This window comes from Staphylococcus condimenti (assembly GCF_001618885.1).
GTDB lineage: Bacteria > Bacillota > Bacilli > Staphylococcales > Staphylococcaceae > Staphylococcus > Staphylococcus condimenti.
In genome coordinates this window covers 1,312,498-1,335,553 of the sequence record NZ_CP015114.1, presented here as the reverse complement: position 1 = coordinate 1,335,553, position 23,056 = coordinate 1,312,498, and the positions used below count along the sequence as shown (strand labels likewise).

General features: G+C 36.9%; 22 protein-coding genes and 1 other annotated feature. All 22 genes read left to right on the top strand.

Annotation, left to right across the window (positions count from 1 at the left end; all coding sequences use genetic code 11):
- Nucleotides 1–284: 284 nt before the first annotated feature.
- Nucleotides 285–1,739 (top strand): glutamate--tRNA ligase, encoded by a 1,455-nt coding sequence (gltX, locus tag A4G25_RS06745; RefSeq protein ID WP_047131420.1) that lies wholly within the window; start codon nt 285–287, stop codon nt 1,737–1,739.
- A gap of 302 nt (nt 1,740–2,041) precedes the next feature.
- Nucleotides 2,042–2,671 carry a serine O-acetyltransferase gene (gene cysE, locus A4G25_RS06740; protein ID WP_174221515.1) on the top strand — a complete coding sequence of 210 codons (630 nt, stop codon included), beginning with the start codon at nt 2,042–2,044 and terminating at the stop codon, nt 2,669–2,671.
- Nucleotides 2,655–4,055, top strand: coding sequence for a cysteine--tRNA ligase (gene cysS / locus A4G25_RS06735; RefSeq protein ID WP_047131419.1), 1,401 nt, complete (start codon nt 2,655–2,657; stop codon nt 4,053–4,055). Before cysE ends, cysS begins: the two co-directional genes overlap by 17 nt.
- Nucleotides 4,048–4,449 (top strand): Mini-ribonuclease 3, encoded by a 402-nt coding sequence (locus A4G25_RS06730; protein WP_047131418.1) that lies wholly within the window; start codon nt 4,048–4,050, stop codon nt 4,447–4,449. The genes cysS and A4G25_RS06730 overlap by 8 nt, the downstream gene beginning before the upstream one ends.
- A 5-nt stretch (nt 4,450–4,454) precedes the next feature.
- Entirely contained in the window at nt 4,455–5,198 is a 744-nt protein-coding gene (rlmB, locus tag A4G25_RS06725) for a 23S rRNA (guanosine(2251)-2'-O)-methyltransferase RlmB (RefSeq protein ID WP_047131438.1), read from the top strand.
- Between the two features lie 3 nt (nt 5,199–5,201).
- The gene (locus A4G25_RS06720) at nt 5,202–5,726 is read left to right on the top strand and encodes an NYN domain-containing protein (protein WP_047131417.1); all 525 of its coding nucleotides are present in this window, start codon (nt 5,202–5,204) and stop codon (nt 5,724–5,726) included.
- A 72-nt stretch (nt 5,727–5,798) separates the two neighbouring features.
- Nucleotides 5,799–6,383, top strand: coding sequence for an RNA polymerase sigma factor (locus A4G25_RS06715; protein WP_047131416.1), 585 nt, complete (start codon nt 5,799–5,801; stop codon nt 6,381–6,383).
- A gap of 114 nt (nt 6,384–6,497) precedes the next feature.
- Nucleotides 6,498–6,641 carry a 50S ribosomal protein L33 gene (rpmG, locus tag A4G25_RS12840; RefSeq protein WP_075141022.1) on the top strand — a complete coding sequence of 48 codons (144 nt, stop codon included), beginning with the start codon at nt 6,498–6,500 and terminating at the stop codon, nt 6,639–6,641.
- A gap of 48 nt (nt 6,642–6,689) precedes the next feature.
- A complete protein-coding gene (gene secE / locus A4G25_RS06710; RefSeq protein ID WP_047131415.1) occupies nt 6,690–6,887 on the top strand; it encodes a preprotein translocase subunit SecE in 198 nt (65 codons plus the stop codon).
- Between the two features lie 20 nt (nt 6,888–6,907).
- Nucleotides 6,908–7,456, top strand: coding sequence for a transcription termination/antitermination protein NusG (gene nusG, locus A4G25_RS06705; protein WP_012664220.1), 549 nt, complete (start codon nt 6,908–6,910; stop codon nt 7,454–7,456).
- 182 nt (nt 7,457–7,638) lie between these two features.
- Nucleotides 7,639–8,061, top strand: coding sequence for a 50S ribosomal protein L11 (gene rplK, locus A4G25_RS06700; protein ID WP_012664221.1), 423 nt, complete (start codon nt 7,639–7,641; stop codon nt 8,059–8,061).
- 205 nt (nt 8,062–8,266) lie between these two features.
- Nucleotides 8,267–8,962: a 50S ribosomal protein L1 gene (gene rplA / locus A4G25_RS06695; protein WP_046100597.1), complete on the top strand. Its 696-nt coding sequence runs from the start codon at nt 8,267–8,269 to the stop codon at nt 8,960–8,962.
- A gap of 143 nt (nt 8,963–9,105) precedes the next feature.
- Nucleotides 9,106–9,255: a sequence feature (ribosomal protein L10 leader region), on the top strand.
- A 46-nt stretch (nt 9,256–9,301) separates the two neighbouring features.
- Nucleotides 9,302–9,805, top strand: a complete 504-nt coding sequence (rplJ, locus tag A4G25_RS06690; RefSeq protein WP_047131414.1) for a 50S ribosomal protein L10 — start codon at nt 9,302–9,304, stop codon at nt 9,803–9,805.
- Between the two features lie 40 nt (nt 9,806–9,845).
- Nucleotides 9,846–10,211 carry a 50S ribosomal protein L7/L12 gene (rplL, locus tag A4G25_RS06685; RefSeq protein ID WP_012664224.1) on the top strand — a complete coding sequence of 122 codons (366 nt, stop codon included), beginning with the start codon at nt 9,846–9,848 and terminating at the stop codon, nt 10,209–10,211.
- 259 nt (nt 10,212–10,470) lie between these two features.
- Entirely contained in the window at nt 10,471–11,076 is a 606-nt protein-coding gene (locus tag A4G25_RS06680) for a class I SAM-dependent methyltransferase (RefSeq protein WP_047131413.1), read from the top strand.
- A gap of 220 nt (nt 11,077–11,296) precedes the next feature.
- Nucleotides 11,297–14,848 (top strand): DNA-directed RNA polymerase subunit beta, encoded by a 3,552-nt coding sequence (gene rpoB, locus A4G25_RS06675; protein WP_047131412.1) that lies wholly within the window; start codon nt 11,297–11,299, stop codon nt 14,846–14,848.
- Between the two features lie 208 nt (nt 14,849–15,056).
- On the top strand, nt 15,057–18,668 hold the full coding sequence (rpoC, locus tag A4G25_RS06670; protein WP_232011970.1) for a DNA-directed RNA polymerase subunit beta': 3,612 nt from the start codon (nt 15,057–15,059) through the stop codon (nt 18,666–18,668).
- A 179-nt stretch (nt 18,669–18,847) separates the two neighbouring features.
- The gene (locus A4G25_RS06665; protein WP_047131410.1) at nt 18,848–19,171 is read left to right on the top strand and encodes a hypothetical protein; all 324 of its coding nucleotides are present in this window, start codon (nt 18,848–18,850) and stop codon (nt 19,169–19,171) included.
- Nucleotides 19,172–19,371: 200 nt separating this feature from the next.
- The gene (locus A4G25_RS06660; RefSeq protein ID WP_047131409.1) at nt 19,372–19,626 is read left to right on the top strand and encodes a ribosomal L7Ae/L30e/S12e/Gadd45 family protein; all 255 of its coding nucleotides are present in this window, start codon (nt 19,372–19,374) and stop codon (nt 19,624–19,626) included.
- Nucleotides 19,627–19,721: 95 nt separating this feature from the next.
- Nucleotides 19,722–20,135 (top strand): 30S ribosomal protein S12, encoded by a 414-nt coding sequence (rpsL, locus tag A4G25_RS06655; protein ID WP_012664232.1) that lies wholly within the window; start codon nt 19,722–19,724, stop codon nt 20,133–20,135.
- 70 nt (nt 20,136–20,205) lie between these two features.
- Nucleotides 20,206–20,676 carry a 30S ribosomal protein S7 gene (rpsG, locus tag A4G25_RS06650; RefSeq protein ID WP_012664233.1) on the top strand — a complete coding sequence of 157 codons (471 nt, stop codon included), beginning with the start codon at nt 20,206–20,208 and terminating at the stop codon, nt 20,674–20,676.
- A gap of 113 nt (nt 20,677–20,789) precedes the next feature.
- Nucleotides 20,790–22,871, top strand: a complete 2,082-nt coding sequence (gene fusA / locus A4G25_RS06645) for an elongation factor G (protein ID WP_047131408.1) — start codon at nt 20,790–20,792, stop codon at nt 22,869–22,871.
- Nucleotides 22,872–23,056 lie beyond the last annotated feature (185 nt).

Sequence of the window (23,056 nt, the reverse complement as noted above, 5' to 3'; positions counted from 1 at the left end):
CACATTTTGACACATTGCTTTTTAGTCATATCAACTATATTTTTGCAAGCATTAGGCTTACCAAATACTGTTTGTAATGCTACAATAAGTAAGAATGGGTACAGAATTGCCTGATGATTTTTGTGCACCGAGTAGATTATAGCCATAATAAAGTGATGTAATGATACGGCACTGAATACACAAGCATTCTATATGAATATGGATTAAATGAAAAACGTAGGGAGGCAGATTGCTTTCCCAGTTTTCTTTTCCGAAAAACAATAAAAACAGGAGTGAACTATATAATGAGTGAACGCGTAAGAGTAAGATATGCACCAAGTCCAACTGGTTACTTGCATATCGGAAACGCCAGAACAGCACTATTCAACTACTTATATGCTAAACATTATGATGGAGATTTTATCGTACGTATTGAAGATACTGATAAAAAACGTAATCTAGATGATGGTGAATCTTCTCAATTCAGCAATTTGGAATGGTTAGGTCTTGAGTGGGATGAATCTGTAGATAAAGATAAAGGCTATGGTCCTTACCGCCAATCAGAACGTGCGAAATTCTATGATCCTTTAGTTGAACAATTATTAGCAGAAGACAAAGCTTATAAATGTTATATGACAGAAGAAGAATTAGAACAAGAACGCGAAGAACAAATTGCACGTGGTGAAACACCGCGTTACGCTGGAAAACACGCTCATTTAACAGCAGAAGAACAAGCAGCATTTGAAGCAGAAGGACGCCAACCTTCAATTCGTTTCCGTGTGCCTAAAGGCAAAGTCTACAAATTCGATGATATGGTTAAAGGTGAAGTATCATTTGAATCAGATAATATCGGTGACTGGGTTATTGTGAAAAAAGACGGCGTGCCGACTTATAACTTTGCAGTAGCAGCAGATGACCACTACATGGAAATTTCAGATGTTATTCGTGGTGATGACCATGTATCAAATACACCTAAACAATTAATGATTTATGAAGCATTCGGTTGGGAACCGCCGCGTTTCGGTCACATTTCACTTATTGTAAATGAACAACGTAAAAAATTAAGTAAACGTGACGGACAAATCTTGCAATTCATCGAACAATATCGCGACTTAGGTTACTTGCCTGAAGCATTGTTCAACTTTATTACATTGCTTGGCTGGTCTCCAGAAGGCGAAGAAGAAATCTTCTCTAAAGAGGAATTCATTAAAATCTTCGATGAAAATCGTTTGCAAAAATCACCAGCTTTCTTCGATAAGAAAAAATTAGCTTGGGTTAACAACCAATATATGAAACAAAAAGACTCTGAAAAAGTATTTGAATTAGCATTGCCTCACTTGATTAATGCTGGTTTACTCCCTGAATCTCCTTCTGAGGCAGATTTAGAATGGGGTCGTAAATTGATTGGTTTATACCAAAAAGAAATGAGTTATGCAGGTGAAATTGTACCATTATCTGAAATGTTCTTCCGTGATGAAATTGAATTAGACGAGGAAGAAAAAGAAGTTATCAATGGTGAGCAAGTACCAGAATTGATGAATCATTTATATGGTAAATTAGAAGCATTAGAACCGTTTGAAGCGGCTGAAATTAAAAAAACAATTAAAGAAGTTCAAAAAGAAACTGGTATTAAAGGTAAACAATTATTTATGCCGATTCGTGTGGCAGTTACTGGTGAAATGCATGGACCAGAATTACCGAATACGATTGAAGTTTTAGGTAAAGAAAAAGTGTTGACACGCTTGAAAAAATATCTTTAATTACCACAAAGTTGCTTGAATTTTTGAAGTAAACCACCTATTATTAAAGGTGATTACTAAGGATTAGTAGATGATATTTTATGTTCAGAGAGTGTGCGGCAGCTGTGAGCACATCATAAATATGATTGAATGCACCTTGGTGTACTTAAATAGTAAATACGGGATTATTGAGAGTATGGGCAAGACGTTTAAATGTCATTTGAACATGCTGAAGAAGAGTGGAACCGTGCGATGGCACCTCTGACATTAAGTTGTTAGAGGTGCTTTTTTTATAACTAGGAGGGAACAAAGTGTTTAAAAGAATGAGAGACGATATAAAAATGGTATTTGAACAAGACCCTGCTGCGAGAACGTCATTTGAAGTTGCAACAACATATGCAGGTCTGCATGCAGTTTGGAGTCACTTGGTGGCACATAAATTATATAATAAGCAACACTACGTTGCTGCACGAATCATTTCACAAGTATCACGTTTTTTCACAGGCATTGAAATTCACCCAGGGGCTAAAATTGGAAAGCGTTTGTTTATTGACCATGGTATGGGCGTGGTTATCGGGGAGACTTGTACAATAGGCGATAACGTTACAATCTATCAAGGTGTAACACTTGGCGGTACTGGTAAAGAAAAAGGCAAACGTCACCCTGATATCGGAGATAACGTACTCATTGCGGCGGGTTCTAAAATTTTGGGTAATATCAAAGTAGATTCTAATGTGAATATCGGTGCGAACTCTGTTGTATTGCAAAATGTACCAAGTTATACAACGGTTGTGGGTATTCCAGGTCATATTGTAAAACAACATGGTAAACGTATCGGTAAAAACTTTGACCATCTCAACCTGCCAGATCCAATTTACGAACAAATGAAACAGTTAGAAAAACAACTAGAGCAAGTTAAGAATGGAGAGATTCAAGATGATTACATTATATAATACACTGACACGACAAAAAGAACCTTTCAAACCATTAGAACCAGGCAAGGTCAAAATGTATGTTTGCGGACCAACTGTCTATAACTATATTCATATCGGCAACGCACGTCCTGCTATTAATTACGATGTAGTGCGCCGTTATTTTGAATATAAAGGTTATGATGTTAACTATGTTTCTAACTTTACAGATGTAGATGATAAATTAATCAAACGTTCAAAAGAATTAAATGAGAGTGTACCTGAAATTGCAGATCGTTATATACAAGCTTTCTATGAAGATACAGGCGCTTTAAATGTTAAAAAAGCAACTTCAAATCCGCGTGTTATGAATCATATGGATGACATTATCGACTTCATTAAAGAGTTAGTGGATAAAGGATATGCTTATGAAAGCGGCGGTGATGTTTATTTCCGCACTCGTAAATTTGAAGGTTACGGCAAATTGAGTCATCAATCTATTGACGATTTAAAAGTAGGAGCGCGTATTGAATCAGGCGAACAAAAAGAAGATGCACTTGATTTCACATTATGGAAACAAGCAAAACCAGGTGAAATCAGTTGGGATAGTCCATTCGGCAAAGGACGTCCAGGTTGGCATATCGAATGCTCTGTAATGGCTTATAATGAACTGGGTGAAACAATTGATATTCATGCAGGCGGCAGTGATTTACAATTCCCGCATCATGAAAATGAAATTGCACAATCAGAAGCTCATAACCATGCACCGTTCGCAAACTATTGGATGCATAATGGATTTATTAACATCGATAATGAAAAAATGAGTAAGTCATTAGGTAATTTTGTGTTAGTATATGACATTATTAAAGAAGTAGACCCAGATGTATTACGTTTCTTTATGATCAGCGTCCATTATCGCAGCCCGATCAACTACAATATGGAACTCGTAGAATCTGCTAAAAGCGGATTAGAACGAATCCGTAATAGCTATCAAGCAATTGAAGAACGTGAAGCGATTGCCACTGACATTGAAGATCAATCTGAATATATTGATCAAATCGATCAATTACTTGAACAATTTGAGAAAGTAATGGACGACGATTTCAATACAGCTAATGCAATTACAACATGGTACGATTTGGCTAAATTGGCGAATAAATATGTGCTTGAAAATACAACTTCTAAAAAAGTGATTGAACGCTTTAAAGAGGTCTTCCAGATTTTCAGTGATGTTTTAGGTGTTCCATTGAAAGGCAAACAGCAAGATGAATTATTGGATGAAGATATTGAAGCGTTGATTGAAGAACGTAATGAAGCTAGAAAAAATAAAGATTTCGCACGTGCCGATGAAATTCGCGATCAATTAAAAGCACAAAATATTATTCTTGAAGACACAGCACAAGGCGTGAGATTCAAACGTGGATAATACTAATCAAGTGAAGCTGCTGAACCCATTATCATTGGCATATATGGGTGACGCAGTTTTAGATCAATTTGTCCGAAAACATATTATTTTAAAATTACGTGCTAAACCAAATCGCTTGCACCAACAAGCAAAAAGGTATGTTTCAGCTAAAAGCCAAGCAGCTACTTTAGACCGATTGAACGATGAAGACTGGTTTACAGAAGAAGAACAAGAAATTGTAAGACGCGGGCGTAACGCTAAAAGTCATACTAAAGCTAAAAATACAGATGTACAGACTTATCGTAAAAGTTCTGGGTTAGAAGCGCTTTTAGGTTTTTTATATTTAGAAAATAGAGAAGACAGACTGCAAGCTTTATTAGAAACAATTGTTGCTGCAGTTGAAGAAAGGAAGTGATGGATGTGGAAGATTCAGTAATTGTTGGACGTCATGCTGTTAAAGAAGCAATCACAACAGGACATCCTATTAATAAAATTTTGATTCAAGACGGCGTAAAAAAACAACAACTTGAAGAAATTTTAAAACATGCAAAAAATCAAAAAATTGTTGTACAAACTGTTCCAAAATCAAAATTAGACCACATAGCTGAAGCGCCTCATCAAGGTGTAGCAGCATTAGTGGCACCTTATGAATATGCGGATTTAGATAAACTTCTTGCTCAATTGAAAGATAAAGAAGGATTGCCGACTTTAGTAATATTAGACGGATTAGAAGACCCTCATAACTTGGGGTCTATCTTACGTACTGCAGATGCTGCAGGTGTAGATGGAGTGATTATCCCCAAAAGACGCTCAGTTGCTTTGACACAAACGGTTGCTAAAGCTTCTGCTGGTGCCATCCAGCACGTGCCGGTTGTTCGTGTTACAAACTTATCGCAGACGATGGATCAATTAAAAGATGAAGGTTACTGGATAGCTGGAACGGCTGCAGATAATGCAACGGACTACAGACAAATGGCAGCAGACATGCCACTTGCTATTGTAATTGGCAATGAAGGTCATGGTATGAGTCGACTTGTCAAAGAAAAATGTGATTTTTATATTAAAATTCCAATGGCGGGACATATTAACAGCTTAAACGCATCAGTAGCTGCCAGCTTGATGATGTATGAGATTTACCGCAAACGCCATCCGGCAGGTGAATAAATCATGAAAGACCGATATCTGATTATTGATGGTTATAATATGATAGGACAAAGCGATTATCTTACAGGATTGGCTAAAGACAGCTTAGAAGAAGCTAGAGAAAAATTATTACTGTCAATCGGAAATTATAATGCTGCAGTAGCTGATGAAATTATTTGTGTGTTTGATGCTTATGAGCAAGAAGGTAATGAAAGCGTAAGTTATTATCATGGCATCAAAACTGTTTTTACTAAAGAAAATGAAACGGCTGACAGTTATATAGAAAGACTTGTCTATGACTTATATGATAAGCACACAACGCATATTGCTGTTGTAACAAGTGATTTAAGCGAACAACATGCAATTTTCGGAACAGGTGCTTATCGTATTCCATCTAGAGAGATGTGGCAAAATATAAAGTTGAATGAAGCTCATGTGAGTACATCTATGAAAACCTTCGACAATAACAAGCCGCGAACACGTATTCAACTTTCAGATGATGTTTTGACGGAATTTGAAAAAATACGTCGCGGAGACCATGAAAAATAAAATTATACAGTTTGATTAACGAAGTAAATGTCAGGTATGATGATTTCACTTTTTTATGAAGGGAGCGACCTCATGCCTCAGCAACAGAATGACATTTCTTCAAAAATCACTCTGTTAATTTCACGTGCACAAGCAGATGATACAGAAGCTATTAATCAACTGCTCATCTTATTACAACCATTGATCCGCCAGCGTATACAAAATCGCAGTATTGCAGTTTCGGATTGCGATGACTTACTTCAAGATATCTCCCTAAGGATCTGCAGAAGTATAGATAAATATAAACTTTCAACTAGAACACCCTTTGATCATTTTTTAAACCGTTTAATTAAAACCTCAAAGTATGACTATTATCGAAAACAAACAAGATTAGATAAACAACGTCAATGCCTGATTGCAGAAGCTGAAACTCAATACCGTATTTCTGTTTCAGAGCTTAGTATTGAGGAAAAATTGATAATGGATGAAGAATGTAAGGATTTAATTGCTTACTGTAAGAAATTAAGCAAATTAGAGCAAGAAGTAGTACAATATACATTGGATGACTATTCCCCAAAGGAAATAGCAGAAAAGATGGGTATCAATGAGAAAGTAGTATATAACGCACTGCATCGTTGCAAGAAAAAATTGCTTAGACAATTTGAACACTATAAATGAAAATGCGACTTATTCTACATTTAGGAACAACTTACAATTGACTAGTCGTTTGACATGATGAGGGGTTCTTATGTATAGTAAGTGAGTATTTAATATAGGTAAGGTGAAGGTATTATGAAAAAAGTCCCGCTTAATTGCGAAGAATGCGGAAATAGAAATTATACCGTACCAAAGAATAGCAACCTTGCAGAAAGATTAGTATTGAAGAAGTATTGCAAAACATGCAATGCACATACGATACACAAGGAATCGAAGTAACTACCTTGCGCCCACGGATGAATTTAATGACTAATTGGAGGTACGACAATGGCTGAAGATAAGAAAAAAGCACCTAAAGATAGTTTCTTTAAAGGCGTTATTTCTGAGATGGAGAAGACAAGTTGGCCGACTAAAGAAGAATTATTCAAATATACTACTATTGTAATTGTGACAGTAGTATTCTTCTTAATCTTCTTCTATGCCTTGGATTTGGGAATCGGTAAATTGATAGAATTAATTAGTTAATATGAGGAGTGACAACATACATGTCTGAGGAAGTTGGAGCAAAGCGTTGGTATGCCGTGCATACTTACTCTGGCTATGAAAATAAAGTTAAAAAGAATTTAGAAAAACGTGTTGAATCTATGAATATGACAGAACAAATTTTTAGAGTTGTCATACCAGAAGAAGAAGAAACACAAGTTAAAGATGGTAAAGCGAAAAAATTAACGAAAAAAACATTCCCTGGATACGTTTTAGTTGAGTTAGTTATGACGGATGAATCTTGGTATGTCGTTAGAAACACACCTGGTGTAACTGGATTTGTAGGTTCAGCTGGTGCTGGTTCAAAACCTAATCCACTGCTTCCTGATGAAGTTCGCTTTATTTTGAAACAAATGGGAATGAAAGAAAAAACAATCGACGTAGAAGTTGAAGTCGGTGAACAAGTGCGTATTAAATCAGGACCATTTGCCAACCAAGTCGGCGAAGTACAAGAAATTGAAGCAGACAAATTCAAGTTGACTGTACTAGTAGATATGTTCGGAAGAGAAACTCCAGTTGAAGTGGAATTTGATCAAATCGAAAAACTGTAACAGTTTGCATTTAGACAACACATACTAAAAAAGCAAAATAGTGTTGATTTTACAATTTTTAAATGATATAATACTGTGGTCGTGCTCGTAAAGGGCAGGCCATTTCGTCACGAAATGTTTTATGAGTGGGAGGGCAAAAATGAGCCCTGTGACCACATCACGATATCAAGGAGGTGCACATCGTGGCTAAAAAAGTAGAAAAAGTAGTTAAATTACAAATTCCTGCAGGTAAAGCGAACCCAGCACCACCAGTTGGTCCAGCATTAGGTCAAGCAGGTGTGAATATCATGGGATTCTGTAAAGAGTTCAATGCAAGAACACAAGAACAAGCAGGTTTAATTATTCCGGTAGAAATCAGTGTATATGAAGACCGTTCATTTACATTCATTACTAAAACTCCACCGGCTCCAGTACTACTTAAAAAAGCAGCTGGCGTTGAAAAAGGTTCTGGTGAACCTAATAAAAACAAAGTTGCTACAGTAACTAAAGATCAAGTACGTGAAATCGCTCAAACAAAAATGCCTGACTTAAATGCGGCTGATGAAGAAGCGGCTATGCGTATTATCGAAGGTACTGCTCGTAGTATGGGTATCACTGTAGAATAATAACGTAGCAAAGAGAGCTTTTCAAAATTGCATCTCTTAAACGAACACAAATAACAATTTGAAACTTGAAACAAAATGGCAGATGACTCAAAGTTAATCCAATATTTATATTGCGAACAGCTGCAAGCGTCATCTGCTCTTAACTTGCAATAGCAAGTAATGTGGGAGGACATTCCGCTAAAACCACTAAAGGAGGAAATAATAAATGGCTAAAAAAGGTAAAAAGTATCTAGATGCTGCTAGCAAAGTTGACCGTAATGAACACTATAGTGTTGAAGACGCAATCAGCTTAGCTAAAGAAACAAGTGTTGCAAACTTTGATGCAACTGTTGAAGTAGCATTCCGTTTAGGTATCGATACTCGTAAAAACGACCAGCAAATCCGTGGTGCAGTAGTATTACCGCACGGAACTGGTAAAACTCAACGTGTATTAGTATTCGCAAAAGGTGATAAAGCTTCTGAAGCAGAAGCTGCAGGCGCTGATTACGTAGGTGAATCAGAATACGCAACTAAAATCCAACAAGGCTGGTTCGACTTTGATGTAGTTGTTGCTACACCAGATATGATGGGCGAAGTTGGTAAATTAGGTCGTGTATTAGGACCTAAAGGTTTAATGCCTAACCCTAAAACAGGTACAGTAACTATGGATGTTAAAAAAGCAGTTGAAGAAATCAAAGCAGGTAAAGTTGAATACCGTGCTGAAAAAGCTGGTATCATCCACGCTTCAATTGGTAAAGTATCATTCAGTACTGAAGATTTAGTTGAAAACTTCAACACTCTTCAAGATGTTATTGCTAAAGCTAAACCAGCTTCTGCAAAAGGTACTTACTTTAAATCTGTTGCAGTTACAACTACAATGGGTCCTGGTGTTAAAGTAGATACTTCTAACTTCAAACTATAATAAATAACTGAAATTAATGAACTAGAGAAAATGACAAGTAATAATGTGCCAAACGAATTGATTTGAATCTGAACTTACTTGAAAAATATTTTCTCTAGTTTTTTTAAAACATATTGACATATCACATCCAAACCGTTATATTGGTTAATGTGATTATTTTACCTAAGACAGTAGGAGTTAAGAAATAACTTAAAAATTATATCCTACCGAGGCTAAAATTGACTTGAACGTGGTTTGTAAAAAACTTTCAAGCACTTTTTGCCGTGGGGTGAAAGTGCTTTTTTTATTGGATTCAACCAAATGAAAAGCACCGAACAAAACTAATATGGAGGTGTCTAAATGTCTGGAATTATTGAAGCAAAAAAACAATTAGTTGAACAAATTGCTGATCAACTTAAAAATTCTGTTTCAACAGTAATCGTGAATTACCGTGGTTTAACAGTAGCCGAAGTAACTGAATTACGTAAAAAATTACGTGAAGCTGGTGTTGAGTATAAAGTATACAAAAACACGATGATGCGTCGTGCTGCAGAACAAGCAGGACTTGAAGGTCTTGACGAATTCTTAACAGGTCCAACAGCTGTTGCAACATCTACTGAAGATGTAGTTGCTCCTGCAAAAGTTATTGCTGGATTTGCTAAAGAACACGAAGCATTAGAAATTAAAACAGGCGTAATGGACGGTAGCATTATCTCAGCAGAAGAAGTTAAAACTGTTGGTTCTTTACCATCACACGACGGTCTTGTATCTATGTTACTTTCTGTATTACAAGCTCCTGTACGCAACTTCGCTTATGCAGTTAAAGCAGTCGGAGAATCTAAAGAAGAAGAAAGTGCTGAATAATCAGCATCGTAAATATTTATAAAACGGAGGAATATTAAAAATGGCTAATCAAGAACAAATCATTGAAGCAATTAAAGAAATGTCAGTATTAGAATTAAATGACTTAGTAAAAGCAATTGAAGAAGAATTTGGTGTAACTGCAGCAGCTCCAGTAGCAGCAGCAGGTGCAGCAGGTGGCGGCGAAGCTGCTGAAAAAACTGAATTTGATGTTGAATTAACTTCAGCTGGATCTTCTAAAATCAAAGTTGTTAAAGCTGTTAAAGATGCAACTGGTTTAGGATTGAAAGATGCTAAAGAATTAGTAGATAACGCTCCTAAAGTAATCAAAGAAGCTTTACCTAAAGAAGAAGCTGAAAAACTTAAAGAACAATTAGAAGAAGTTGGCGCTTCAGTAGAATTGAAATAATTCTAAGTTCTAGTTGAATTGAATGAAAAGAGAACGAGGCTAATAACCATTGTTAATATCGTGAAAATTAAGGTTTTCACAGCCTGAATTCTTTGAGAAATGAAAACCCCGTTATTGAGTTAACGGGGTTTTTCTAATGTGAGAGAGTTGAGGCGACACTTCACCTTATTGCCTTTTCATAGATTTATGAACTATAAATGTGTATTCTAAAGATGGACAGAAATGCATCTGTAGAGTGTTAAATAAATGAGGTGTAAGCATGAGTCATTATTATGATAAGGATCCAGAAGTTGCGAGTCAGAGAGAAGATTTTAAATATCGTTATCAACAAAACGAATTAAAACTTGCCACTGATTCAGGCGTGTTTTCAAAAGGAAAGATTGATTATGGATCTGATTTGTTATTACGAACATTTCTGAAAGAACATCCGCCTGGTCCGAGTAAGACAATTATTGATGTTGGTTGCGGATACGGACCGATTGGTTTAATGATCGCAAAAGTTTCTCCGCATCATAAAGTAATACTTTTAGATGTAAATCATCGTGCATTAGATTTGGCTAAAGAAAATAGCGAGAAAAACCATATTGATAATGCGGTGATTAAAGAAAGTGATGGATTAGCTGAAATTCCAGATGATTCCGCGGATATGATAGTGACCAATCCTCCAATAAGAGCAGGGAAGTCGGTTGTCCATGGAATATTAGAAGATGCATATTCGAAATTAAAAAAAGACGGCGAGCTTTATGTCGTGATTCAAAAGAAACAAGGCATGCCGTCGGCTAAAAAGAAAATGGAAACAGTTTTCGGTAATGTAGAAACCCTGGTGAAAGATAAAGGGTATTACATTTTAAAAAGCAAGCGTTAACCATTGACATTCATTTTTATTTCTGTTATAGTTATAGAATGTAAAAATTTATGTTCAAGAAGTGTGTACTTTTACGTATAAAATAACAAAGTAAATCATTAATAACGCAGAATAGAAAATGGTGTCATCAGGTGTGCTGCCGTTTTCTTTTTGTCTTGTTGGATTTCGAGTTGTTTGTACGGTAAAAGGCATTCGAACAATTTTTGAGGGGTGAATCTGTTTGGCAGGTAAATTTGTCCAATATGGAAGACATCGTAAACGTAGAAATTACGCGAGAATTTCTGAGGTTTTAGAGTTACCAAACCTTATCGAAATTCAAACGAAATCGTATGACTGGTTCTTAAAAGAAGGATTACTTGAAATGTTCCGAGATATTTCTCCAATTGAAGATTTCACAGGAAACCTATCTTTAGAATTTGTTGATTACAGATTAGGTGAACCAAAATATGATTTAGAGGAATCTAAGAACCGTGACGCAACTTATGCTGCACCTCTTCGTGTCAAAGTGCGTCTTATTAACAAAGAAACAGGAGAAGTGAAAGACCAAGAAGTATTTATGGGTGATTTCCCATTAATGACTGACACTGGTACTTTCGTAATTAATGGTGCTGAACGTGTTATCGTTTCACAATTAGTTCGTTCTCCATCCGTATATTTCAATGAAAAAATAGATAAAAACGGCCGTGAAAACTATGATGCGACTGTAATTCCTAACCGTGGTGCTTGGTTAGAATTTGAAACTGATGCAAAAGACATCGTTTATGTACGTATTGATAGAACTAGAAAATTGCCGTTAACTGTATTACTTCGTGCACTTGGTTATTCATCTGACCAATCAATTATTGATTTATTAGGTGACAATGAGTACTTACGTAATACGCTTGAAAAAGATAGTACTGAAAATACTGAACAAGCATTATTAGAAATTTATGAACGTTTACGCCCTGGCGAACCACCTACAGTAGAAAACGCAAAAAGCTTGCTCTACTCTCGTTTCTTCGATCCAAAACGTTATGATTTAGCGAGCGTAGGTCGTTACAAAATGAACAAAAAACTTCATTTAAAACATCGTTTATTCAACCAAAAATTGGCTGAACCGATTGTTAATAGTGATACTGGTGAAATTGTTGCTGATGAAGGTACTGTATTAGACCGTCGTAAATTAGACGAAATCATGGACGTATTAGAGTCTAATGCGAACATCGAAGTAGATGAATTAGATGGCAGCATTGTAAATGAACCAGTGGAAATTCAATCTATTAAAGTTTATGTACCAAATGATGAAGAAGGCAGAACAACAACTGTTATCGGTAATGCTTTCCCTGACTCTGAAGTTAAATGCATTACTCCAGCAGATATCGTGGCTTCTATGTCATATTTCTTCAACTTGTTACATGGTATCGGACAAACTGATGATATTGACCATTTAGGTAACCGTCGTTTACGTTCAGTAGGCGAATTGCTTCAAAACCAATTCAGAATCGGTTTATCAAGAATGGAACGTGTTGTACGTGAAAGAATGTCAATTCAAGATACTGACTCTATCACACCGCAACAACTTATCAATATCCGTCCGGTTATTGCTTCAATTAAAGAGTTTTTCGGAAGCTCTCAATTGTCTCAATTCATGGACCAAGCGAACCCATTAGCAGAGTTGACACATAAACGTCGTTTATCTGCATTAGGGCCTGGTGGTTTAACTCGTGAACGTGCTCAAATGGAAGTACGTGACGTTCACTATTCTCACTATGGCCGTATGTGTCCAATCGAAACTCCTGAGGGTCCAAACATCGGTTTGATCAACTCATTATCTAGTTATGCACGTGTGAACGAATTCGGTTTTATTGAAACACCATACCGTAAAGTTGACCTTGAAACTAATACTGTCACTGACCAAATTGACTATCTAACAGCTGATGAAGAAGACAGCTATGTTGTAGCCCAAGCAAACTCTCGCTTAGATGATGAAGGACACTTCATCAGTGAAGAAGTTGTTTGTCGTTTCCGCGGTAACAACACAATGATGGATAGAGAAAAAATGGACTACATGGACGTATCACCAAAACAAGTAGTATCAGCTGCGACAGCATGTATCCCATTCTTAGAAAACGATGACTCTAACCGTGCATTAATGGGTGCGAACATGCAACGTCAAGCAGTACCATTGATGAATCCAGAATCTCCATTTGTTGGAACAGGTATGGAACATGCAACTGCTCGCGACTCAGGTGCTGCAGTTATCAATAAACATTTTGGTCGTGTAGAACATGTTGAATCAAACGAAATTAAAGTTCGTCGTATTATTGAAGAAGATGGACAACAATATGATGGTGAATTAGATACGTACAGATTAGCTAAATTCAAACGTTCTAACTCTGGTACTTGTTACAACCAACGTCCTATCGTAAAAGATGGCGACATTGTAAGCCAAGGAGAAATCTTAGCAGATGGTCCTTCAATGGAACTTGGTGAAATGGCATTAGGCCGTAACGTAGTTGTAGGATTTATGACTTGGGACGGTTATAACTATGAAGATGCTGTAATCATGAGCGAACGCCTTGTTAAAGATGACGTTTATACTTCAATCCATATCGAAGAATATGAATCTGAAGCGCGTGATACTAAACTTGGACCTGAAGAAATCACTCGTGATATTCCTAACGTTGCAGAAAGTGCACTTAAAAATTTAGACGAACGCGGAATTGTATACGTTGGTGCTGAAGTAAAAGATGGTGACATCTTAGTTGGTAAAGTAACACCTAAAGGTGTAACTGAATTAACTGCTGAAGAAAGATTATTACATGCTATCTTTGGTGAAAAAGCACGTGAAGTTCGCGATACTTCATTACGTGTACCTCATGGTGCAGGCGGAATCGTTCTAGATGTTAAAGTATTCAACCGTGAAGACGGCGATGATTCATTATCTCCTGGTGTAAACCAATTAGTACGTGTTTACATTGTTCAAAAACGTAAAATCCACGTTGGGGATAAAATGTGTGGTCGTCATGGTAACAAAGGGGTTATCTCTAAGATTGTTCCTGAAGAAGATATGCCTTATTTACCAGACGGAACACCAATTGATATCATGTTGAACCCACTTGGTGTACCATCACGTATGAACATCGGACAAGTACTTGAGTTGCATTTAGGTATGGCTGCTAAAAACTTAGGCATCCACGTTGCTTCACCAGTATTTGATGGTGCTAACGATGACGATGTATGGTCTACAATTGAAGAAGCTGGTATGGCAAGAGATGGTAAAACTGTATTATATGATGGACGTACAGGTGAACCATTCGATAACCGTATTTCAGTCGGCGTAATGTACATGTTGAAACTTGCGCACATGGTTGATGACAAATTACATGCGCGTTCAACTGGTCCTTACTCACTTGTTACACAACAACCATTGGGTGGTAAAGCTCAATTCGGTGGACAACGTTTCGGTGAGATGGAGGTATGGGCACTTGAAGCATATGGTGCTGCGTACACATTACAAGAAATCCTAACTTATAAATCCGATGATACTGTAGGTCGTGTAAAAACATATGAAGCGATCGTTAAAGGTGAAAACATCTCTAAACCAAGTGTTCCTGAATCATTCCGAGTATTGATGAAAGAATTACAAAGTTTAGGTCTTGATGTTAAAGTCATGGATGAAGATGATAAAGAAATTGAAATGGCAGATGTTGATGAAGATGATGTAAATGAACACAAAGTCAACATCCAACAATCTTCAATTCCTGAATCACAAAAGGAAACTACTGACTAATTCATGCAATGTTCAATAAGCAAATAGCGTAATTAAAAATGAGACGAATATGAAAGGTCAGCATTAGGCAATGTCACTGGGAATCCAAACATTGTCTATATGCACCTTGAATATTTTTCATTTTATTGATCATTTATCAATCAAATAGCACAGCTAATCTAAATTGAAGGAGGTAGGCTCCTTGATTGATGTAAATAATTTCCATTATATGAAAATCGGCCTTGCTTCACCTGAAAAGATTCGTTCTTGGTCATATGGTGAGGTTAAGAAACCTGAAACTATCAACTATCGTACTTTAAAACCTGAAAAAGATGGTTTGTTCTGTGAAAGAATTTTCGGACCTACAAAAGATTGGGAATGTAGTTGCGGTAAATATAAACGTGTTCGTTATAAAGGCATGGTTTGTGACCGTTGTGGAGTTGAAGTAACTAAATCTAAAGTACGTCGTGAAAGAATGGGGCATATTGAACTTGCAGCTCCTGTATCACACATTTGGTACTTCAAAGGCATTCCAAGTCGTATGGGACTATTATTAGATATGTCTCCTAGATCATTAGAAGAAGTTATTTATTTTGCTTCTTATGTGGTTGTAGATCCAGGCCCAACAGGACTTGAGAAAAAATCATTGCTTTCTGAAGCAGAATACAGAGAATACTATGATAAATACCCTGGTCAATTCGTCGCTAAAATGGGTGCTGAAGGTATCAAAGATTTACTATCAGAAATCGATTTAGATGAAGAATTGAAAGAATTGCGTACTGAGTTAGAATCAGCTACTGGTCAAAGATTGACACGTGCAATTAAACGTTTAGAAGTAGTTGAATCATTCAGAAACTCAGGCAATGATCCTTCATGGATGATCTTGGATGTACTTCCAATTATTCCTCCAGAAATCCGTCCAATGGTTCAATTAGACGGCGGACGTTTCGCAACAAGTGACTTGAATGACTTATATCGTCGTGTTATCAACCGTAACAACCGTTTGAAACGTTTATTGGACTTAGGTGCTCCTGGCATTATTGTTCAAAACGAAAAACGTATGTTGCAAGAAGCAGTAGATGCTTTAATCGATAACGGTCGTCGCGGTCGTCCCGTTACTGGCCCAGGTAACCGTCCATTAAAATCACTTTCACATATGTTGAAAGGTAAACAAGGACGTTTCCGTCAAAACTTATTAGGTAAACGTGTTGACTATTCTGGTCGTTCAGTTATCGCAGTAGGACCAAGCTTGAAAATGTATCAATGTGGTCTGCCTAAAGAAATGGCATTAGAATTATTCAAACCTTTCGTTATGAAAGAATTAGTTCAACGCGAAATTGCAACAAATATTAAAAATGCAAAAAGTAAAATTGAACGTATGGAAGATGAAGTATGGGATGTTTTAGAAGATGTTATCAAAGAACACCCAGTTCTATTGAACCGTGCGCCTACATTGCATAGATTAGGTATCCAAGCTTTCGAACCAACATTGGTTGAAGGCCGTGCCATCCGTTTACACCCATTGGTAACAACAGCATATAACGCTGACTTTGATGGTGACCAAATGGCGGTACACGTACCTTTATCTAAAGAAGCACAAGCAGAAGCGCGTATGTTAATGCTTGCAGCTCAAAACATCTTGAACCCTAAAGATGGTAAACCAGTAGTTACACCATCACAAGATATGGTATTAGGTAACTATTACCTTACTTTAGAGCGTAAAGAAGCAGTGAATACTGGAGCAATCTTTAATAACACAAATGAAGTCTTAAAAGCATATCAAAACGGATATGTACACTTACACACTCGTATCGGACTTCATGCTGGTTCATTAAACAATCCGACATTTACTGCAGAACAAAACAATAAAATTCTTACAACTTCAGTTGGTAAAGTAATTTTCAATGAAATCATTCCAGATTCATTTGCTTATATTAACGAACCAACACAATCAAACTTAGAAGATAAAACACCTGATAAATATTTCGTAAGTGCTACTGAACTTGGAGAAGGCGGCTTGAAAGAGTACTTTGCTGAACAAGAATTAGTAGAACCATTCAACAAAAAATTCTTAGGAAATATTATCGCAGAAGTCTTTAACCGCTTTAGCATTACAGATACTTCTATGATGCTTGACCGTATGAAAGACTTAGGTTTCAAATATTCTTCTAAAGCTGGTATTACAGTTGGTGTATCTGACATCATCGTATTACCAGATAAACAAGAAATTTTAGATGAACATGAAAAATTAGTTGAACGTGTTCAAAAACAATATAATCGTGGTTTAATCACTGAAGATGAACGTTACAATGCTGTCATTGAAATTTGGACAGATGCTAAGGATGAAATTCAAAGCAGATTGATGAAATCCCTAGATAAAACTAACCCAATCTTCATGATGAGTGATTCTGGTGCCCGTGGTAACGCATCTAACTTTACTCAGTTAGCCGGTATGCGTGGCTTAATGGCTGCACCATCAGGTAAAATTATCGAAATGCCGATCACATCTTCATTCCGTGAAGGTTTAACGGTATTAGAATACTTTATCTCTACTCACGGTGCGCGTAAAGGACTTGCCGATACAGCACTTAAAACTGCCGATTCAGGTTACCTTACACGTCGTTTGGTTGACGTTGCTCAAGACGTTATTGTTCGTGAAGAAGATTGCGGAACTGACCGTGGCTTGCTTGTTTCTGATATCAAAGAAGGTACAGAAATGATCGAACCGTTCATTGAACGTATTGAAGGACGTTATTCTAAAGAAACTGTACGTCACCCTGAAACAAATGAAGTATTAGTTGAACCAGACCAATTAATCACACCAGAAATTGCAAAACGTATTACAGATGCTGGTATTGAGCAAATGTATATCCGTTCAGCATTTACATGTAACACACGTCACGGTGTTTGTGAAAAATGTTATGGTAAAAACCTTGCAACTGGTGAAAAAGTTGAAGTTGGTGAAGCAGTTGGTACAATTGCTGCACAATCAATCGGTGAACCTGGTACACAGCTTACAATGCGTACATTCCATACAGGTGGGGTAGCCGGAAGCGATATTACACAAGGTCTTCCACGTATCCAAGAGATCTTCGAAGCACGTAACCCTAAAGGTCAAGCAGTAATTACTGACATTGAAGGTACTGTTGAAGATATTAAACTTGCGAAAGACCGTCAACAAGAAATCGTGATTAAAGGTGCAAATGAAACAAGATCTTATCTTGCTTCAGGTACTTCACGCTTGAAAGTTGAAAAAGGACAACATGTTGAACGTGGTGAAGTCTTAACTGAAGGTTCAATCGAACCTAAGAACTATTTATCAGTAGCCGGCTTAAATGCAACAGAAAGCTACTTGCTTAAAGAAGTTCAAAAAGTTTACCGTATGCAAGGTGTTGAAATCGATGATAAACACGTTGAGGTAATGGTACGTCAAATGTTACGTAAAGTTCGTATTATCGAAGCTGGTGACACTAAATTATTACCAGGTTCACTTGTGGACATCCACAACTTTACAGATGCGAACCGTGAAGCATTTAAAGAGCGTAAACGTCCAGCAACTGCTAAACCAGTATTGCTTGGTATTACTAAAGCGTCTCTTGAAACAGAAAGCTTCTTGTCTGCTGCATCATTCCAAGAAACAACTCGTGTTCTTACAGATGCTGCAATCAAAGGTAAACGTGACGACTTACTAGGACTTAAAGAAAATGTTATTATCGGTAAATTAATTCCTGCTGGTACAGGCATGAGACGTTATAGCGATGCTAAATACGATAAACATGTCGATCCAATGGTTGAAGAAGCAATTGAAGAAATTGCTGCATCTGATGCACCGCAACAATAAAACGATAAATAGATTTTGTTAGATTAAGCCAATGCTGCTTCTCTATTTGAGAAGCATGCATTGGCTTTTTTTATCAAAACAAAAATCACTATTTAATATTGTTTTAAACTGAATATTAATATATCATTATTGTGTAATCTTTTTATGTAATAGTAAAATATTCACCAGGGGGCAGCATCATGAGAAAACTGTTAGGATTAAGTCTGTTGCTTGTTATACTATTAGCAGCATGTGGCAATAAAGTAGACGGCAAATACGTAAATAAAAAGGAACATGTAACTTTGGTTGCAAATGACGAGAAAAAAACAGCGCGTCTTATTGTAGAACCTTTTGGAGCACCAGTAGAAATCAAAGGGAAAATCGATACAGATAAAAAAGCAATTACTTTTGAAGAAGATGGCGAATCTTTAAAATTCAATTATGAATTTGATAAAGAACAACTCGTTTTATATGAAGAAAAAGAAAGCAAGGAAAAAGGAATCAAATTAGATAAAGAAGAATAGAGTAAAAACAAATCAGCAATCATTAGGTCTACTTTTGCATACTAAAATTAAGAGCAAAAAATAATAGAAAAAGTTGACTTGCGGCACAGATTTGTTAATATAAGAAAAGTGAGCAATATGATAACAATAGTGTTGACGAACGCTATGATAAGTGTTATTATAGTTAAGGTTGATGCAAGCAAAGCTTTGGAGGATAGTCAATGTCTAATGAAAAAGTTGCACGCTTTAACAAACACCATAGTGTTGTTGGTTTGAGAGAGACGCTTAAAGCACTCAATAAAAACCAAGTTACATCATTGATTATTGCTCAAGACGTTGAAGTTTATTTGCTTTCAGACGTATTAAGTAAGATCAATCATAGTGAAACGCCTGTTTCTTTTTTCGAAAGCAAGAAGGCTTTAGGAGAATATGCAGGTATAAACGTAGACGCAGCTATCGTTGCTCTATTGAAATGAGAATTAGTAAGTGTATGCTTACTAAATTTTATTTACTCTAAAAATGAACCACCTGGATGTGTGGGATTATAAAACAGGAGAGGAGGACATCTTAAATGCCAACTATTAACCAATTAGTGCGCAAACCTAGAAAAAGCAAAGCGAAGAAATCAGATTCACCTGCTTTGAACAAAGGTTTCAATAGTATGAAAAAACAATTTACTGACTTGAACTCACCACAAAAACGTGGCGTATGTACTCGTGTTGGTACAATGACACCTAAAAAACCTAACTCAGCATTGCGTAAATATGCTCGTGTTCGTTTGTCAAACAACATCGAAATTAACGCATATATCCCTGGTATCGGTCATAACTTACAAGAGCACAGTGTTGTACTTGTACGTGGAGGTCGTGTAAAAGACTTACCTGGTGTGCGTTACCATATCGTTCGTGGTGCACTTGATACTTCAGGTGTTGAAGGTCGTATGCAAAGCCGTTCATTATACGGTACAAAACGTCCTAAAAAATAAGTTTAAGATTGCGTAAATTTTCGAGATAAATTGTGAAATTATACTATAATATGAAGGGAGGACTCTGATTATGCCTCGTAAAGGATCAGTACCAAAAAGAGACGTTTTACCAGATCCAATTCACAACTCTAAGTTAGTGACTAAATTGATTAACAAAATCATGTTAGATGGTAAACGCGGAACAGCTCAAAGAATTCTTTATTCAGCATTCGACATCGTTCAAGAACGCAGCGGTCGTGATGCAATCGAAGTTTTCGAAGAAGCTATCAACAACATTATGCCAGTATTAGAAGTTAAAGCTCGCCGTGTAGGTGGCTCTAACTACCAAGTACCAGTAGAAGTTCGTCCAGAACGTCGTACTACTTTAGGTTTACGTTGGTTAGTTAACTATTCACGTCTTCGTGGTGAAAAAACTATGGAAGAACGTTTAGCTAACGAAATCTTAGATGCAGCTAACAATACAGGTGGCGCAGTTAAGAAACGTGAAGACACTCATAAAATGGCTGAAGCTAACAAAGCATTCGCACACTATCGCTGGTAAGATTAACGGTTTAACCCTGAGCTTGTTCCATTTGGTATACATCCAAAGGCTTGCTTAGGGCATCGCCATATCAAAGTATTTACTCAGTAATTACTGGAAGGAGAAACAATACAATGGCTAGAGACTTTTCTTTGGAAAAAACTCGTAACATTGGTATCATGGCTCACATTGACGCTGGTAAAACTACGACTACTGAACGTATCTTGTACTATACTGGCCGTATCCATAAAATTGGTGAAACTCACGAAGGGGCTTCACAAATGGACTGGATGGAACAAGAACAAGACCGTGGTATCACAATCACATCTGCAGCTACAACTGCACAATGGCATGATTATCGTGTAAACATCATCGATACACCAGGACACGTAGACTTCACTGTAGAAGTTGAACGTTCTTTACGTGTACTTGATGGTGCTGTAACAGTACTTGATGCTCAATCAGGTGTTGAACCACAAACTGAAACAGTTTGGCGTCAGGCTACAACTTATGGCGTTCCACGTATCGTATTCGTTAACAAAATGGACAAATTAGGTGCTAACTTCGAATATTCAGTAAGCACTTTACATGACCGTTTACAAGCGAATGCACAACCGATTCAATTACCAATCGGTGCAGAAGACGAATTTGAAGCAATCATTGATTTAGTAACAATGAAATGCTATCAATATAACGGCGACTTCGGTGAAGAAGTTGTTGAAATTGAAATTCCAGATGACTACAAAGACAAAGCAGCAGAAGCTCGCGAATCATTGATCGAAGCTGTTGCTGAAGCTAATGAAGACTTAATGGAAAAATATCTTGAAGGTGAAGAAATCACTGTTGATGAATTAAAAGCAGCAATCCGTCAAGCTACTTTGGATATTGAATTCTATCCTGTACTTTGCGGTACTGCATTCAAAAACAAAGGTGTTCAATTAATGTTAGACGCAGTAATTGACTACTTGCCTTCACCATTAGATGTTAAAGCAATCGTTGGTCATCATGCTGATAACCCTGATGAAGAAGTTATCGCACCACCTGATGATGATGCAGATTTCGCTGCATTAGCATTTAAAGTTATGACTGACCCATATGTTGGTAAATTAACATTCTTCCGTGTGTACTCTGGTACTTTAAATTCAGGTTCATACGTTAAAAACTCTACTAAAGACAAACGTGAACGTGTAGGTCGTTTATTACAAATGCACGCAAACACTCGTAAAGAAATCAGCACAGTTTACTCAGGAGATATCGCTGCTGCGGTAGGTCTTAAAGAAACTGGTACTGGTGACACTTTATGTGGTGAGAAAAATGACATTATCTTGGAATCAATGGAATTCCCAGAACCTGTTATTCACTTATCAGTAGAACCAAAATCTAAAGCTGACCAAGATAAAATGACTCAAGCTTTAGTTAAACTACAAGAAGAAGACCCAACATTCCATGCACATACTGATGAAGAAACTGGACAAGTTATCATCGGTGGTATGGGTGAGCTTCACTTAGATATCCTTGTAGACCGTATGAAAAAAGAATTTAACGTTGAAGCTAACGTTGGTGCACCAATGGTTTCATACCGTGAAACATTCAAAACACCAGCTAAAGTTCAAGGTAAATTCTCTCGTCAATCTGGTGGTCGTGGTCAATATGGTGATGTTCATATTGAATTCACTCCGAACGAAGTCGGCGCAGGTTTCGAATTCGAAAACGCTATCGTCGGTGGTGTAGTTCCTCGTGAATACATTCCATCAGTTGAAGCTGGTCTTAAAGATGCTATGGAAAACGGTGTAGTAGCTGGTTATCCATTAATCGACGTTAAAGCTAAGCTTTACGATGGTTCTTACCATGATGTCGATTCATCTGAAATGGCCTTCAAAATCGCTGCTTCATTAGCACTTAAAGAAGCTGCTAAAGTTGCAGATCCAGTAATCTTAGAACCAATGATGAAAGTTGAAATCTTAATGCCTGAAGAATACATGGGTGACATCATGGGTGACGTAACATCTCGTCGTGGACGCGTAGATGGTATGGAAGCTCGCGGTAACGCTCAAATGGTTCGTGCATTCGTACCACTTTCAGAAATGTTCGGTTACGCAACTTCATTACGTTCTAACACTCAAGGTCGCGGAACTTACACTATGTACTTCGATCACTATGAAGAAGTACCTAAGTCAATTGCAGAAGACATCATCAAGAAAAATAAAGGTGAATAATTAAATTCATCTTTAGGATCACAACCAAGAAATCTTTGGTAGGGTTCCTGAATTGATTTTTTCATGCAAATGCTTTATAAAGGAATTAGTCCTTTAAACAACTCAAAAATAAAGCTCTCATGATGGTGAGAAACTATCATGAGAGATAAATTAAATAACTTTTTATTAAGAAGAGGAGAGATTTC